Genomic DNA, 13,801 nt, shown 5'->3' with positions numbered 1-13,801 from the left:
GTGAACCAAAAGAAATGCCAACTTAGTAATCCAGCCAAGGTAAACAATAATGAACTTCACAACAGTCGGAATAAAACAGAAATTCATTCATTCTGTGGCGCTTTTAGTACTAGCGGTTTCACCTGTTTTCGCATCGGCCGCCACGGCGCAGTTGCCCGGAAAAGGGGTATCGATCACTCCCATTTTCCCGTCAATCGCCGAAGAGCGATTCCGTGGAGAGATTGCAATGGCGGGTCTCAAGGAATTGGGCTACGACGTTGAGACACCCAAGGAAACCGAGTACTCCACCATGATGGTAGCGATTTCCAATGGTGACGCTGATTTCTCGGTACATCTGTGGGAGGAGCTGCACAAATCTTTCTACCAGAAGGCCGGTGGCGATGAGACGATGGTGAAAACCGGCGACATTATGCCGGGCGTGTTGCAGGGCTACATGATTGACAAGAAAACGGCTGATGAACACCACATCACCTCTATCGAAGATTTACAGAAACCGGAAATTGCCAAACTGTTCGATGCTAATGGTGACGGTAAAGCTGACCTCACTGGTTGCAACCCTGGTTGGGGATGTGAGCTCATCATTGCCCACCATATGAACGCCTATGGCCTGGAAAAGACCGTTACCAATAACCAGGGCTCCTACTTTGCCCTGATGGCTGACACCATCGCTCGTTATAAACAAGGCAAGCCGATTCTCTATTACACCTGGGTGCCTCAGTGGATCTCCGGTGTTCTGGTCGAAGGTAAAGATGTTGTCTGGCTGACCGTGCCGCGTACGGATCTTCCAGGTGGCAAAAACGATGTCAACACTACCTTCAATGGTAAAAACCTTGGTTTCGCGGTAGACAGTGTCAAAGCGGTAATCAACAAAGAGTTCGCCGAGAAAAATCCGGCTGCGGTGAAGTTCCTGTCTGAAATGCAGATCACTACCGACGATGAAAGCGCGCAAAATCTCAAAATGCACAATGGCGAAAAAAGTGCGGCTGACATTACCCGGCACGCCAAAGAATGGATCGCGGCTCATCGCGCGAAATATGACAGCTGGCTGGCAGACGCTCGCGCCGCGGCAAATACCGCCACCGCAAAGAACTAGTCCCTTCTTATAAAGCTGCATAAAAGGTTGCCCTTCACCGGGCAACTTTTTTATCCGTTTCGGCGTTCATCACTCGGGAATATTGAAATGCAGTTGTATTCATTCGTCCAGAATTTCAGTTACAAGGACGCGCCCCTACATACACGCGAGTTGGTTAAAACTTGCCTGCTCGACATCATTGGCGTGGCCGCCGGAGCTCGCAATAATCAAACCAGCGTGATGCTCAAAACTTACGCTGACACCCACTACTCTGCCAACAAGCTGTCCAGTCGCCTTTGGTTCGACGGCAGAGCCGTACATCCATTGGGCGCCGCGTATGCCGGCGGTTTCTGCGTTGATAGCCTGGATGCACATGAAGGTCACTTCACCTCCAAGGGACATGCGGGTGCGACCGTAGTCCCGGCCGTTGTTGCATTGGTAGACGCGTATCGCCGTCAGGGCAAAGACATCAGCGGCGAAGAGTTCCTCAGCGCACTGTGCATCGGTTACGAGACTGCCTTGCGGGCGGGCCAGGCATTGATGGCCACTGCCCCGGAATATCATGCTTCAGGTGCCTTTTCCGGGATCGGGGTCGTTTGCGCCGGAGCTCGCTTGCTGAAGCTTGATGAAACGACATTCCGTCATGCGCTGGGTATCGCGGAATACTTCGGCCCGAGGTGCCCGATGATGCGCCTGGTGAGCTTTCCGACGATGTTGCGCGATGCCCACGGCGCCGGGGCGTATGCCGGACTGAACGCATTACTGATGGCACAGCTCGGTGTCACTGGCGCTCCAGCCGCCACTGTTGAACCTTTGGAGATTTCCACTTTCTGGCAGGACATCGGAACCCGTTGGGAGATCGACGAGCAATATTTCAAACCATGGCCGGTATGTCGCTGGGCGCAACCGGCACTCACGGCCATGACCGATTTGATGCGAGCACATCCAGTCATCACTGCTGAGTTGATCGAGACCATCGATGTCGAGACATTCCACGAGTCTGTGTGCCTGCAGGGGCATTTTCCGAAGAGTGCGGACGAGGCCCAGTACGCGCTCGCATTTCCGCTGGCCGCCTTGATCGTTCGTGGAAAGCTGGGCCCTGACGAAGTCACCGGGGACTCCATTCATGCGCCAGACATCCTGAACATCAGCGGGAAGATAACCCTTCACGAGGCGCCCGACCTGTCCGCCAGGTTCCCTGAGGAAATCCTCTCCCGCGTCACGGTTACCCTGAAAGACGGCACGCGTCTTACGAGCCCAACCGCGACGGCCAAGGGCGACCCCGGCAACCCTATGTCGAGTGCCGAACTCACGGCTAAATATCATTTGCTGGCTGATGACAGCTTGGGATCCACGCTCAGCAATGCGATCAAGAACAGTGTTGATGCACTGCCTGAGAGCGATGACTGCCAGTCATTCTTGGATTTGTTGCTGTCTGCGCCAAAAACCGCTGTCTAGATTGCGAAACGGTTTCGTAGCTATTGGTAAAGGTGTCAAAGAGGACTTATGCCATTCGTATTCGAGAGCGTGCTTAAAGACAAGAACATGGGGTACTCCTATACGGCGCAGAAACCAATAAAGCCGCAGGCGGTGACTCGTGTAGCTTTCGTGCTTTTGAACAATTTTTCGATGATGTCGTTCACCGGCGCTATCGATGCGCTGGTGACCGCCAACCTGATTAGCGAGACACCGGCGTTTGAGGTGTTGACGGTCGGCATCAAGAACCGTCTTGTGATGAGCGATCTGGGAATCGCCATTTCAGCGGACTTGGAGTTATCCCAACTACCGGATCGTATCGACGTTCTCATTGTCGCTGGTGGTTTGCGAGTGAAGCTGATCAGCGACCCACTGTTACGGCGCAAGCTACGTAACCTCGCATCTCTTGGCGCGACCATGGGCGGTTTGTGGAATGGTGCGTTTTTTCTGGCGGAAGCTCAGTTAATGGACGGTGTCGAGTGTGCCTTCCATCCAGATGGGCGAGCGATGATGGAGGATGTTTTCCCCAAAGTCCTGGTCACTTGTCGAACGCACGTAATCGATCGAAACCGTATCACGTGCGCCGGCGCCAGCAGCTCGTTACGCATGATGCTGGAGCTCATCACCGCTAAACAAGGCGTGTCGCTGACCCATGCTGTCGAGGAAATACTCAGTTGCGATCAAACCTCTGAAGTGTCAGGGATATCGACCGTCATAGTTGACTCTGACCCCACCTTGCCACAAACCCTGAAGCTCGCTTTAGAACTGATGCAAAAGAATATCGAAGAGCCGCTATCGATCGACGAGCTGGCTGAATGTGTGAACATTTCCCGACGACAATTGGAGCGGCGCTTCTGCCGTTTCGTGGGCGCCACGCCCACACGCTACTACCTTGAGCTGCGCTTGACTCGAGCGCGACAGCTTATTCTGCAGAGCAATCGGCCGATCACCGATATCGCGATTGCGACCGGCTTCTGTAGTTTCGCCAACTTCCATATGCGCTTTCGTGACTTCTTTGGCGTAGCGCCAAGCAGTTATAGAGCAACGTATGAGCGCAGGCGCTAAGTTTTGAAACCCGTGCACGCGAAAAACATACGAAACCCGCACTGTCCAAGCCGAGTAAACGATGGCTGACATCATCGATAAGGATTACCGAGAATTATGAATGCTCCATCGCCGGTGTTGATACCCACGGCTAACCACAGCGAGCGGATGTCTACACGCATTGCCTTCCTCATCGCGGGCTTACTCATGTCCGCTTGGGCGCCTCTGGTTCCATTGGTTAAAGCACGCGCCGGCCTGGACGATGGTGGCCTGGGTTTGCTGCTGCTTGGCCTTGGCGGAGGATCTATTGTGGCCATGCCCTTCGCTGGCTATCTCACTGCACACTATGGATGCCGACCGGTCGTAATCTGGGCGACGATTGTCTTGTGTGCTGTTCTTCCACTGTTGAGCACCGTGGCCTGGCTGCCTGGCTTGGTCATCGCTGTCACTCTCTTCGGTGCCAGTATGGGCATGCTTGATTGCGCCATGAACATACAGTCCGTCATCGTCGAGAAAAACAGCGGGCAGGCACTTCAGTCCGGCTTCCATGGCCTTTACAGCGTCGGAGGCATAGTGGGCGCCGGGGCCATGACCGCTTTATTGACCTTAGGGCTCGATCCACTGATTGCGGCGCTCTGTATCGTTGCCACCGTTTTGGGATCGTTTTACAAGGCTGCGCCTGCTTTGCTGACTTATGGCACCGAACGGGGTGGGCCATTGTTCGCGGTGCCCAGAGGTATCGTGCTGCTTTTAGGGACGCTCTGTTTCATCGTCTTCCTCACTGAAGGTGCAATGCTTGACTGGAGCGCAGTCTTCCTTGTCTCAAACCGAGGGTTAGAGCCGAGCATCTCCGGTTTGGGCTACGCATCCTTCGCCGCTGCGATGACTGTGGGCCGCCTGACGGGGGACGCCATCGTCAGCAAACTGGGCGGCGTGCGCGTCGTTGCGCTTGGCGGGCTTTGCGCAGCCGCGGGCATGATTGTGTCGCTTGGAATCGATGGCTGGCCCGCGTCCTTGATCGGCTATGCCCTGGTCGGGGCTGGCTGCTCGAACATTGTCCCTGTGCTCTTTACCGCCGTGGGCCGCCAGCAACGTATGCCACAGGCAGTAGCGATCCCCGCTGTCATCTCGATGGGTTACGCGGGCATTCTGATCGGTCCCGTGTTTATTGGGGCGGTCGCCCATCTAAGCACCTTGTCGTTCGCTCTGGGCGGTCTGATTGTCCTCCTCGTTTTTGTCAGTGCAACAGCACGATTTCTTCGCAATTAACCCAATCGTTTCCGGCGCGATTTCAGCATTGGCCATTGCGAATCGAACTCTTCGCCCAGAAAACCAGGAGGCATCTCGACGGATGGATCACTGAGTTTTCAAAGTCACCTGCCAGGTACGTTCAAGAGGTAAACGGTCATGCAGTCGTATTTACAGATGTCGGAACAAGAGCTCCTGATACAGGGAGTGGTGATGCGCGAGGCACTCCTGCGAATCCTGGCCCGTCATTCTCAAGGGAGTGGTGATGATGGCGTGGATACAGAAATCTGTGTTTGTGCCTTGAGCAATGCGCGCCTGGACATCGGCTTGCCTCCGTTCTCGGGCACTTCCCTGCCCGCTTGCCTGGAGCCCACGGTAGCACGGGCATTGGCGGATGCTCCCCGAACGGATCGGGACTTCAAGATTCTGCTATCGGCTCTTGAGACCCTGCTGTCCAGTAGTCGCTGGATAAAACGATCGGCTTCAGAAGGGGACGATGATGCGTTTGAAGAAAGGCACCGACATGCGCTGATTCTCGGCAAGGGCGCACTGCTTGAATGTTCAACTTTGACAGTGGGGTTGGCGGTAATGGAGCCCAAACTTTGCTATCCGTACCACAAGCATCCTCCGGCAGAGTTTTATGTCGTTTTATCGGAAGGTTACTGGTATCGGGAAGATGTTGGCTGGTGGAATCCCGGGCCGGGCGGCGTAGTGTTCAACCCACCATCGGCTGTCCATTCCATGAGGTCAACCGACAAGCCGTTGCTGGCACTCTGGGGACTTTCCCATGCAGTGGATTGATGCGCCGACAATCAGCAGACTGCTCGACTATCCAAGCTTATGACGGCTGCCGACTCGGCCCTGGGACTTGGTATCACAGTGTATCGGCGCGACACCTCGATACACAGACTTTCATCCGGCCGACGATTGGACACAGGCCAGATACGTTGCCGCGCTCCAATGCTCGCAAGGTTTGAAGGGGCTCGGACGGATCCCCTGACCCATGGCTGGTAAAGGAGAGATCCCATGAAGATGGCACTGCGCAACAGCAACCCCGGCAAGACTCGTCGCCACCTGGTCGGCCCTTCGATCCTCGCGCTGACACTGTTCGGCGTACTTGGCGCGGCCCACGCACAAACGGCCGCCACCGCGCAGCCGGCGTTGGCCCCTGCCGGCACCACCCAGGCAGCGCCCTCGCCGTTCGGCCCGCTCAAGCATGTCAACGCCGGACTGCTGGATGTGGCGTACGCTGAAACCGGTCCGGCCAACGGGCCGGTGGTGATCCTGCTGCACGGCTGGCCGTATGACATCCACAGCTATGACGAAGTCGCGCCGTTGCTGGCCGCCAAGGGTTATCGGGTGCTGATGCCCTATGCCCGCGGTTATGGCGATACGCATTTTCTCTCCGACAAAACCCTGCGCAATGGCCAACCGGCTGCACTGGCCAGTGATGTCATCGACTTCATGGATGCCCTGAAGATCAAGCAAGCGGTGCTCGGTGGCTATGACTGGGGTGCGCGTTCGGCCGACATTGTCTCGGCGCTGTGGCCGGAGCGGGTCAAGGCGCTGGTCTCGGTCAGCGGTTATCTGATCGGCAACCAGGCCGCCGGCAAGAACCCGTTGCCACCCAAGGCGGAATTGCAGTGGTGGTATCAGTTCTACTTCGCCACTGACCGTGGTCGCGCCGGTTACGAGAAGAACACTCACGACTTCGCCAAATTGATCTGGCAACTGGCTTCGCCGAAATGGGCGTTCGATGACGCCACCTTCGACCGCAGTGCCAAGGCGCTGGACAACCCCGATCATGTCGATATCACCGTGTTCAACTACCGCTGGCGCCTGGGCCTGGTCCAAGGTGAGAGCCGATACGAAGCGCTGGAGCAGAAACTGGCCACGGCACCGTCCATCAGCGTACCGACCATTACCCTTGAAGGCGATGCCAACGGCGCACCGCACCCGGCACCTGAAGACTATGCCAAGCGCTTCACCGGCAAATATCAGTTCCGCCTGATCAACGGCGGCATCGGCCACAACTTGCCGCAGGAAGATCCCCAGGCGTTCGCCAAGGCAGTGATTGATGCCGATCATCTTTGAGGTCGATCTGACGTTCTCGCGCCTGCGTTGAACAGCACCGGGGTAAAGATGAGCTATCTTGAGAGCGAATCACCTGCATCCATTGACTGCCAGCCAGTAAGGACGCTTCATGAATCGTTTGCCCCGGCGCCATGCCCTCTTCGCCTTGTCTCTGGCCAGTACGCTCACAGCCACAGCGCTATTGAGTACGCAGGGTTACGCAGCGCAAGCCACAGTCGCCGCTCCGGCCGCCAGCCCTGTCTCAGGCCCTGTTGCCGGTACCAAAGTAACTGAACCGTACGTACGCATGATGGCGCGCGAGGCGTATTTCTGGGCCTGGCCGATGGCCAACATCTTCAATCGTCGCCAGGCCTTCAAGGACTTGCCCGAGCCCGGCTTGATGGGCGGCATCGTACCGGTGGCCCCGATCAATCGGTTGTCGATGCTCAGCGACTACATCGACCCGGCCGAGCGGCTGGTGGCCTGCCCGAACCAGGACGTGGTGTACGGCGCCGGCAGCATCGCCCTGGACCTTGAGCCGGTGGTGCTGCAAGTGCCGGACTTCGACGGCCGCTTCTGGGTATATCAGGTGGTCGACCTGCGCTCCGACAGCTTCGCCGAGATGGGTAAAATGTATAACACCCAACCGGGTTTCTACCTGCTGGTCGGGCCGGACTGGAACGGCAAGGTGCCGCCGGGCATCAAGCGGGTGTACCGGGCGCGTACAAACACCGGGTTCGTGATTCCTCGGGTATTTCAGGACGACACCGCCGCTGACCGCCTGGCCGTGCAGCCGGCATTGTCGGGCATCGACATGTACCCGCTGTCGCAGTACGACGGCAAGATGAAGAAGCGCAACTGGGCCCGGTTGCCGAAATTCCCGGCCCAGGCTTCTGAAGGCAGCGCCGAAACCAAATGGGTTGTGCCGGAAAAGTTCTTCGACGAACTGCCGGCCTTGCTCAAGGACGCCAAGCCATTACCGGGCGAAGACGCCCGCTACGCACAAATGACCGCCCTCGCGGCCATCGCCAAGGCCGACCCGCAACTGCGCGCCGCGATGATCGACGAGGCGAAAAAGGCCGACAAAGAAGTGATCGACCCGCTGTTGCAGTTCCGCAACTACGGCCTGCAATTGCCCAATCACTGGAGCACGGTAAGCAACGGCGCAGCGTTCGGCACCGATTATTTCACCCGTACCGCCGTCGCGCGCTCGAACATTTTCGTGAACCAGCAGAAAGAGACCAAATACTTCTACCAGGACCTGGATGAGAACGGCCTGCGTCTCAACGGCCAGTACGGCTACAGCGTCACGTTCGCCAAGGGCAAGCTGCCGCCGGTCAAGGGGTTCTGGTCGCTGACGCTGTACAACGAACAGCACTTCTTCTCGCCGAACGAGCTCAAGCGCTACTCCATCGGCACCAAGAACAAGTCCCTGCAAACCAACCCAGACGGCTCGCTGACTCTCTACGTGCAAAGCGAATCACCGGGCCAGGACAAGGAAAGCAACTGGCTGCCCTCGCCCAACGGCGCCGGGTTCTCGCTGTACATCCGCGCCTACTGGCCGCAAGCCGATGCCCTCGATGGCGACTGGACCCCGCCGGCGGTGGTGAAAACCAAGTGAAAAGGACTTCGACGATGAACGCAGCCAGCAAAACGCTGACCGCACTGGCGTTGGCCGCTTCGTAATCCGTGATGCCGTGAACAAATGAGCGCCCAAGTGGCGCTCATTTCGTTTGGGTCACACAAAACCCTCTGTAGGATCGAGCTTGCTCGCGATGGCGGAGTGTCAGCCTCTATCAGTGCTGGCTGTGTCGGCCTCATCGCGAGCAAGCTCGCTCCCACAGGGAATATCGGCTCCCCCCTCCCCGGCATCCGCTCCCGAAGCAAACCTCAGGTCGACGACTGACAGGCGCCCTTTTCCGGTACCAGACGAATATCGACACGACGGTTGGCTTCCCGCCCCGCCTCGGTGTCATTGCTGGCAATCGGTTGACTGGCGGCAGCCCCCCGCACGGCAAAGCAACTGGCCGGGATATCACCCATGCGTTGCATCCAGTCGTGCACGCTGGCGGCGCGGGCCTGGGACAGTCTGATGTTCTCTTCAGGATTGCCCGTGGCATCACTGTGCCCGGTAATGACAATCAACAGGTCTGGCTGAGCCTTGATGTCGACCAAGGCATTGATCAGTACTTTGGTCGAGCCGGGCTTGAGCGTGGCACTGCCTGCCTCGAACAGTGACAGGCTGCGCAGATGCACGGGTTCGCCGATGTCCTGCTTGTGCTGGATAAAGGCCAGATGGCGGGCCCTGCCCTCAGTAGACGAAATGGTCACCCAGCCCTGCCACCACAATCCACCAACCAGAATCAAGGTGGTGGCCACAGCAGACACCCACAGACTGATTCTCCGTATTTTTTTTCGCTGTTTTGAACCCGATAAATCGGGCAGCGGTGGACTGGGAATGATCATCACCGGCATGACATATTCCGGCACGTAGCCCCCGATCGAAGGCAGCCCCGGTGCGCTCGACAAGCGCCTTGCCTGCGTCCGCTGCAGCAGACTGCCGACTTGTTGACCCATCGCCAGCAGCGTTTGCGGAGCAATCAGCCCCGTGCATTCCAGGCGCGCGCGCAATCGGTCAAGCTCGGTGCCCAACTGGACAAGCGCCGGCAAGTTCCGCGAACTGATGTCCACACTCCGCATCAAGGCCTGCAGTTGACCGCATAGCCAGGCCAGAATGTCCAGGCGCGCAGACTCCAGGGGGGGCCACACACCCTCCCGATCGCCGAGCAATACCTCGATCAGTGACACCCCTTGCACGATGCCATCCAGGCCGTAGCGTTGTCCGTTCGCCAGTGCAAAAGCCGCAGCGCTTTGCAGATCCGCGCCATTTTTCTGGAACAACGCCAGGCACAACTGCTGTATACGGCCCCAATCCACGTCCGGACACGCCGGATGGCTCAGATGGGCCAGTTCATCGCGAAGTGCGACAAACTCGTCAAAGTCCCGTGGATCACCACCTGCCCGCACATGAAGCCCAAACAACCCGGTCATTTCCTTTCCTTCCTTTTGCCTGTCCGATATCACGGCGTCGACAGGTAGCGCTGCCGTTTGAGGTGACGCATGAGTACCTTGCCTTCAGGCGCCAGAGTGGTGCCGAAAGTCACCCGTTTGCCGCCCTTGAGTTGCATGTCGAGGGCATACTCCAGATGGCCCGGCAGCACCTGTGCCAACAACTCGATGCTGACCGCGGCCAAACGCGGTTCGTACTTGAGCAGAGTCCTCCTCATCGTTTTCATCAGGTCATGGGCCGTGGCGGGCAATCCCTGCAGGATCACGCCCATGTCCGGCAAGCCGTAGTCCGGCAGGTGGCTGAGCGTGCCGGCGCGGCTATTGAGGATGCGTTGCAGATTGTCCAGTACCGACAGGATTTGCTGGTCCTCTTCGCCGACTCGATACAGCTCCAGTTCGCCATCGAAGTTCTGCAAGAGCATTTCGTACAGCGAGGGGTTGAGATCGCCCACTACCTACTCCTTCGCCAATGGCCGTAATGTCAATCGGTTGTCCGCCAGCTCGATCACCCGAGGCTGGTCCGGTTCAAGGTCATTGCGGGCCAGGGTCAGGCGCCAGGTGTTCATTCGGGTGTCCGGTTGACGGAACAGACCGACCACCGTGACGAATTTTGCGTCCCTGTTCAGGGGCACGTTCAGTAACGCACCCTCGCCGGGCTTGATCACCACGGCATGCGCGTCCAGTAGATCGGTACTGAGTTTGCTGTCGCCATGGCTGAGCAGGCTGTCATAGCTGGCCTGCTCCACGGCTTTGCTGTCACGCAATTGGTACACCCGCACCAGGGTCGGAACGGACAATGCACTCATGTCCGTTTCATCGGTGTTGTTCGCCGCGCGACCGGAAAAGTCCAGGTGCAGCGTCGTGACCTGCTTGTAGAACACGGACCGTGCCGCCGAGGCGGTGCTGTCCGAGACGGTCTGGGTCAACCCGCAACCGCCGAGCAAGGTGCCCAGCGTCACCCATGCCAATGAATTACCCAGCGTACGCAACATGCTGTACCTCTCTGTTCCGTGGATTCTGCGAAAGGCCCTGGTAGCGACCAAGGCTGATGGTGATGGTGTCGTGTTGCGCGGTCTGGCAGGCGTCGCTGCCCTGTGCCAATACGCCGGTCATGCCAAGCAATACCTGCGGATGGCCCAATACCGGTGCTGGCAGGCTGCGCATCGGTAGCCGCAACTGCAACTGCGCAGTACAGCGCCAGCCCAGATACACGCGTAGCAACACCAGCAGGTCACGGTGCAACTGTCCCCCGGGCAACCAGCCTCTGGCCTCCCGGGTGTCCTCGGTGAAAAGCCCAAGGAGTAATTGGCTGTTGGCATCGTGTCCGGTATGGCCCAGTGGTGTTCCTTGGGACAGGCTGACGGGGTGGCTTGCGCACAGGCCGGCCGGTTGCAGCAAAGGGACTTTGCGAGGCCAGTGTGGCGTCACCCGCGCTTGCGTGTTCGGTGCCAGCAGCCTGACCAATGCGCTGATGCCTTCGGCGTTTCGGGTTGGCAGACGCATGACACTGAGCAACGCGAGAAAACGCGAAATCGGCGTGGCGATCCGCCCGGCGGTGCCGGGTATGCCGAGGCCGATCAGGCCGAGCAAACACTGCGAAGTCTTGTCGGTCGCGCCGGATTCAAATGTGGCCGGGTACGAGTACTTGCGCCAGATCCGGTAGAACTGGGTGAAGATCCGGTGGTTGAAAATGTCGAGGAACGCTTCCAGTGCCTCGTGCCCTTCCCGGCGCTGGGCAATGTCGTCGACGAACGCCGTGGGCATCGGTGAATCGACACCGTACAGACCCAGCAAACGGGTACGCACCGTGGCCGGGCGTTGCGGATGTTCCTCATCAACCTCGATAGACTTCAATTCGCCGGCCGGAAACCCCATGCCGGGATCCGGCCGAAACCGCACCGGATCATCCGCCACACGCGCGGTACTCCCCAACGGTGGATGCCCGGGCAATGACTGTTCCAGCAACTGACAGAAACGATACAGGCTGGCCTCGGCCACCCGCCCCTGCAGCGTTTGCAGCAAACCGCCGGCTTTCAACCGGGAATACGCTGACTGTGGTTCTCGTTCCATCGCAGGCACTTCCCGGTGGGTTGAAGGATCAGCGTGAGCTGGTTGAACAGATGAATGTCGGCATACAGGCCGAAGAAGCGATTGAGCATTTCGCCGAACAGGCTGATATCGCCTTCGCCACAGAAGCCGTTGGCGTCCAGGGTTACCTCGATATCCACCCCACGCAGCAGAAAACCTTTCTCGAAACGCTGGATCAGGTGATGCCTGACCTCGACGATCGCTTCCAGGCGCCGCCGGTTCAGTTCACTGCCCGTCCAGTCATACAGCGCCAGGGTGCCTCGCAGTACTTCGGCACTGTCGAGCATCGGCAGGAAGTTCGAACCCAGGTGACTGAGCACCCGCCAATGGAAACGGTCACGGTTCGGCGGATAGCACGGCAAGGTCGGTGCACACAGGTTGCGTACCCGCAAGCGGGACTGAGCGTTCTGTGCGACGGTATCGAGCAGTGTGCTTTGCAGGGCCTTGCGCGGCAGTTGCCCGTTGGTACCCGTCAGTCGCAACGACAGGCCTTCACGCTGAAACAACCGGTCCTGATCGAAGCCCTCGCCGCCCAGAATCAGCCAGGTGTCATGCAGGCCATTGGCGCCCTGGCGCAAACGCGTATGGAAATACCGCTCCGGTGCCTCGTCCCGCAGCATGCCGCCCTTGTGGCGAAAACTGCTGAACGGCACATAGTCATGCCGCTCGGCGTTCTTCGAAGACGTGACCTGGTCCACCGAATAAATCTCGGTGTGACCGTCCTGCAGGCGCATGGGGCGCAGCAGGTAGTCCGTTTGCAAGGGGGCGAGTTCCAGTGGATCGGCTTCCAGCGCAAACAGGTTGATCACCGGCACGGCATGCAGGCGAATGTGCTCGACACTCAGATCGAAGCCATGGGGCCATGCCTCGCCAAGGACCACGTCCAGCTCGAACCAGGGTGTACCCGGCTTGAGGTTCAGGCGCTCCAGCCCGCAAAGGGTCACGAACATGAATTTTTCGCGGAACGTGAAGTACTCCAGCAACAACTGATAGCCGCTGAACGCGCTGTCGCCCTTGGGCCACAGACGATCTTCGTCGGCAAATCCCTTGGGCGCAAAATGCCCCTCCAGCGCCTGGCGATCCGAATCCCCCGCACATCGCACGTACAGCGCCTGAACCTTGAGGGTCAGCGCCTGATGCAGCGCGCTGGCCAACGCCGCATCGGCATTGAGGTACAGCGGCAGGCGGCTCAGGTCGACCTGGCTCCAGTCGGTCATTGTTCCGCAGGCAAAGCGCAGGCGCAGCACCGAGCGCCCGTCGGGCTCCTGGGCATGTCGTACAGACGCTATGGCCAGCGGGTGCAATGTCAGGTCCTGAGTGGTGGTGTAACTGCATCGGGTGCGTTGCGGTCCGATGGGCTGCGACAACACTTCAAAGCCCTTGGCGATTCGTTCGCCGAGCTTCATCTGCGCGAAGTCCGGCGCCAGTTCGACGATCGACAACGAAGCGATGGTGCGCAGGTAATGGGGCCACAGCAGGCTGACCAGGCCTTCGGTCAACTCCGGCAAATCATCGTCGAGCTTTTCACGCAGTCGCCCCATGAGGAAGGCAAAGCCTTCGAACAGGCGCTCTACATAAGGGTCCTGCGCCCCCGGTTTATCCAGGTTCAGTTGCGCGGCCCGGTCAGGGAACGCCTCTGCGAACTCCTTGCCGGCCTCGCGCAGGTAACGCATTTCTGCGTCGAAATAACGCAGCGTCAGATTTTCCGTGTTCACAAATACATCCTGATAA

The 13,801-nt window shown here is 58.5% G+C and carries 12 protein-coding genes; 7 read left to right on the top strand and 5 right to left on the bottom strand.

Annotated elements, in window-relative coordinates; all coding sequences use genetic code 11:
• The first annotated feature begins 49 nt into the window (after nt 1-49).
• The 7 genes from proX (at nt 50) to ACMDB8_RS13335 (ending at nt 8,534) form a co-directional block, all read left to right on the top strand.
• Nucleotides 50-1,093 carry a glycine betaine/L-proline ABC transporter substrate-binding protein ProX gene (proX, locus tag ACMDB8_RS13365; RefSeq protein WP_409079451.1) on the top strand — a complete coding sequence of 348 codons (1,044 nt, stop codon included), beginning with the start codon at nt 50-52 and terminating at the stop codon, nt 1,091-1,093.
• 87 nt (nt 1,094-1,180) lie between these two features.
• On the top strand, nt 1,181-2,530 hold the full coding sequence (locus ACMDB8_RS13360) for an MmgE/PrpD family protein (RefSeq protein WP_409079450.1): 1,350 nt from the start codon (nt 1,181-1,183) through the stop codon (nt 2,528-2,530).
• 48 nt (nt 2,531-2,578) lie between these two features.
• Nucleotides 2,579-3,613: a GlxA family transcriptional regulator gene (locus ACMDB8_RS13355; protein ID WP_056724822.1), complete on the top strand. Its 1,035-nt coding sequence runs from the start codon at nt 2,579-2,581 to the stop codon at nt 3,611-3,613.
• Nucleotides 3,614-3,709: 96 nt separating this feature from the next.
• Nucleotides 3,710-4,861, top strand: coding sequence for an MFS transporter (locus ACMDB8_RS13350; RefSeq protein ID WP_409079449.1), 1,152 nt, complete (start codon nt 3,710-3,712; stop codon nt 4,859-4,861).
• A 192-nt stretch (nt 4,862-5,053) separates the two neighbouring features.
• Nucleotides 5,054-5,641 carry a dimethylsulfonioproprionate lyase family protein gene (locus ACMDB8_RS13345; RefSeq protein WP_409079448.1) on the top strand — a complete coding sequence of 196 codons (588 nt, stop codon included), beginning with the start codon at nt 5,054-5,056 and terminating at the stop codon, nt 5,639-5,641.
• Between the two features lie 225 nt (nt 5,642-5,866).
• Nucleotides 5,867-6,934, top strand: a complete 1,068-nt coding sequence (locus tag ACMDB8_RS13340; protein WP_056724816.1) for an alpha/beta fold hydrolase — start codon at nt 5,867-5,869, stop codon at nt 6,932-6,934.
• A gap of 109 nt (nt 6,935-7,043) precedes the next feature.
• Nucleotides 7,044-8,534 carry a DUF1254 domain-containing protein gene (locus tag ACMDB8_RS13335; protein WP_056724815.1) on the top strand — a complete coding sequence of 497 codons (1,491 nt, stop codon included), beginning with the start codon at nt 7,044-7,046 and terminating at the stop codon, nt 8,532-8,534.
• Nucleotides 8,535-8,803: 269 nt separating this feature from the next.
• Here the strand turns inward: ACMDB8_RS13335 and ACMDB8_RS13330 are convergent, their stop codons facing one another.
• The 5 genes from ACMDB8_RS13330 to tssF are packed head-to-tail and all read right to left on the bottom strand — an operon-like array spanning nt 8,804 to nt 13,785.
• A complete protein-coding gene (locus ACMDB8_RS13330) occupies nt 8,804-9,964 on the bottom strand; it encodes an OmpA family protein (protein WP_409079447.1) in 1,161 nt (386 codons plus the stop codon).
• A 29-nt stretch (nt 9,965-9,993) separates the two neighbouring features.
• A complete protein-coding gene (tssE, locus tag ACMDB8_RS13325; protein ID WP_409079446.1) occupies nt 9,994-10,434 on the bottom strand; it encodes a type VI secretion system baseplate subunit TssE in 441 nt (146 codons plus the stop codon).
• A 3-nt stretch (nt 10,435-10,437) separates the two neighbouring features.
• A complete protein-coding gene (gene tssJ, locus ACMDB8_RS13320; protein ID WP_409079445.1) occupies nt 10,438-10,974 on the bottom strand; it encodes a type VI secretion system lipoprotein TssJ in 537 nt (178 codons plus the stop codon).
• Nucleotides 10,955-12,052 carry a type VI secretion system baseplate subunit TssG gene (gene tssG / locus ACMDB8_RS13315; RefSeq protein WP_409079444.1) on the bottom strand — a complete coding sequence of 366 codons (1,098 nt, stop codon included), beginning with the start codon at nt 12,050-12,052 and terminating at the stop codon, nt 10,955-10,957. The genes tssJ and tssG overlap by 20 nt, the downstream gene beginning before the upstream one ends.
• Nucleotides 12,016-13,785, bottom strand: coding sequence for a type VI secretion system baseplate subunit TssF (gene tssF, locus ACMDB8_RS13310; protein ID WP_409079443.1), 1,770 nt, complete (start codon nt 13,783-13,785; stop codon nt 12,016-12,018). The genes tssG and tssF overlap by 37 nt, the downstream gene beginning before the upstream one ends.
• Between the last annotated feature and the right edge of the window lie 16 nt (nt 13,786-13,801).

The sequence above is a fragment of the Pseudomonas monachiensis genome (assembly GCF_047345015.1).
In the GTDB taxonomy this organism is placed as follows: domain Bacteria; phylum Pseudomonadota; class Gammaproteobacteria; order Pseudomonadales; family Pseudomonadaceae; genus Aquipseudomonas; species Aquipseudomonas monachiensis.
This window is presented reverse-complemented; position numbering and strand designations above follow the sequence as displayed.

Coding starts and splice junctions, on each gene's coding strand:
- tssJ (WP_409079445.1), bottom strand. CDS start 10,974: ATGTTGCGTACGCTGGGTAATTCATTGGCATGGGTGACGCTGGGCACC.
- ACMDB8_RS13360 (WP_409079450.1), top strand. CDS start 1,181: ATGCAGTTGTATTCATTCGTCCAGAATTTCAGTTACAAGGACGCGCCC.
- ACMDB8_RS13340 (WP_056724816.1), top strand. CDS start 5,867: ATGAAGATGGCACTGCGCAACAGCAACCCCGGCAAGACTCGTCGCCAC.
- ACMDB8_RS13355 (WP_056724822.1), top strand. CDS start 2,579: ATGCCATTCGTATTCGAGAGCGTGCTTAAAGACAAGAACATGGGGTAC.
- tssG (WP_409079444.1), bottom strand. CDS start 12,052: ATGGAACGAGAACCACAGTCAGCGTATTCCCGGTTGAAAGCCGGCGGT.
- ACMDB8_RS13345 (WP_409079448.1), top strand. CDS start 5,054: ATGCGCGAGGCACTCCTGCGAATCCTGGCCCGTCATTCTCAAGGGAGT.
- proX (WP_409079451.1), top strand. CDS start 50: ATGAACTTCACAACAGTCGGAATAAAACAGAAATTCATTCATTCTGTG.
- ACMDB8_RS13335 (WP_056724815.1), top strand. CDS start 7,044: ATGAATCGTTTGCCCCGGCGCCATGCCCTCTTCGCCTTGTCTCTGGCC.
- ACMDB8_RS13350 (WP_409079449.1), top strand. CDS start 3,710: ATGAATGCTCCATCGCCGGTGTTGATACCCACGGCTAACCACAGCGAG.
- ACMDB8_RS13330 (WP_409079447.1), bottom strand. CDS start 9,964: ATGACCGGGTTGTTTGGGCTTCATGTGCGGGCAGGTGGTGATCCACGG.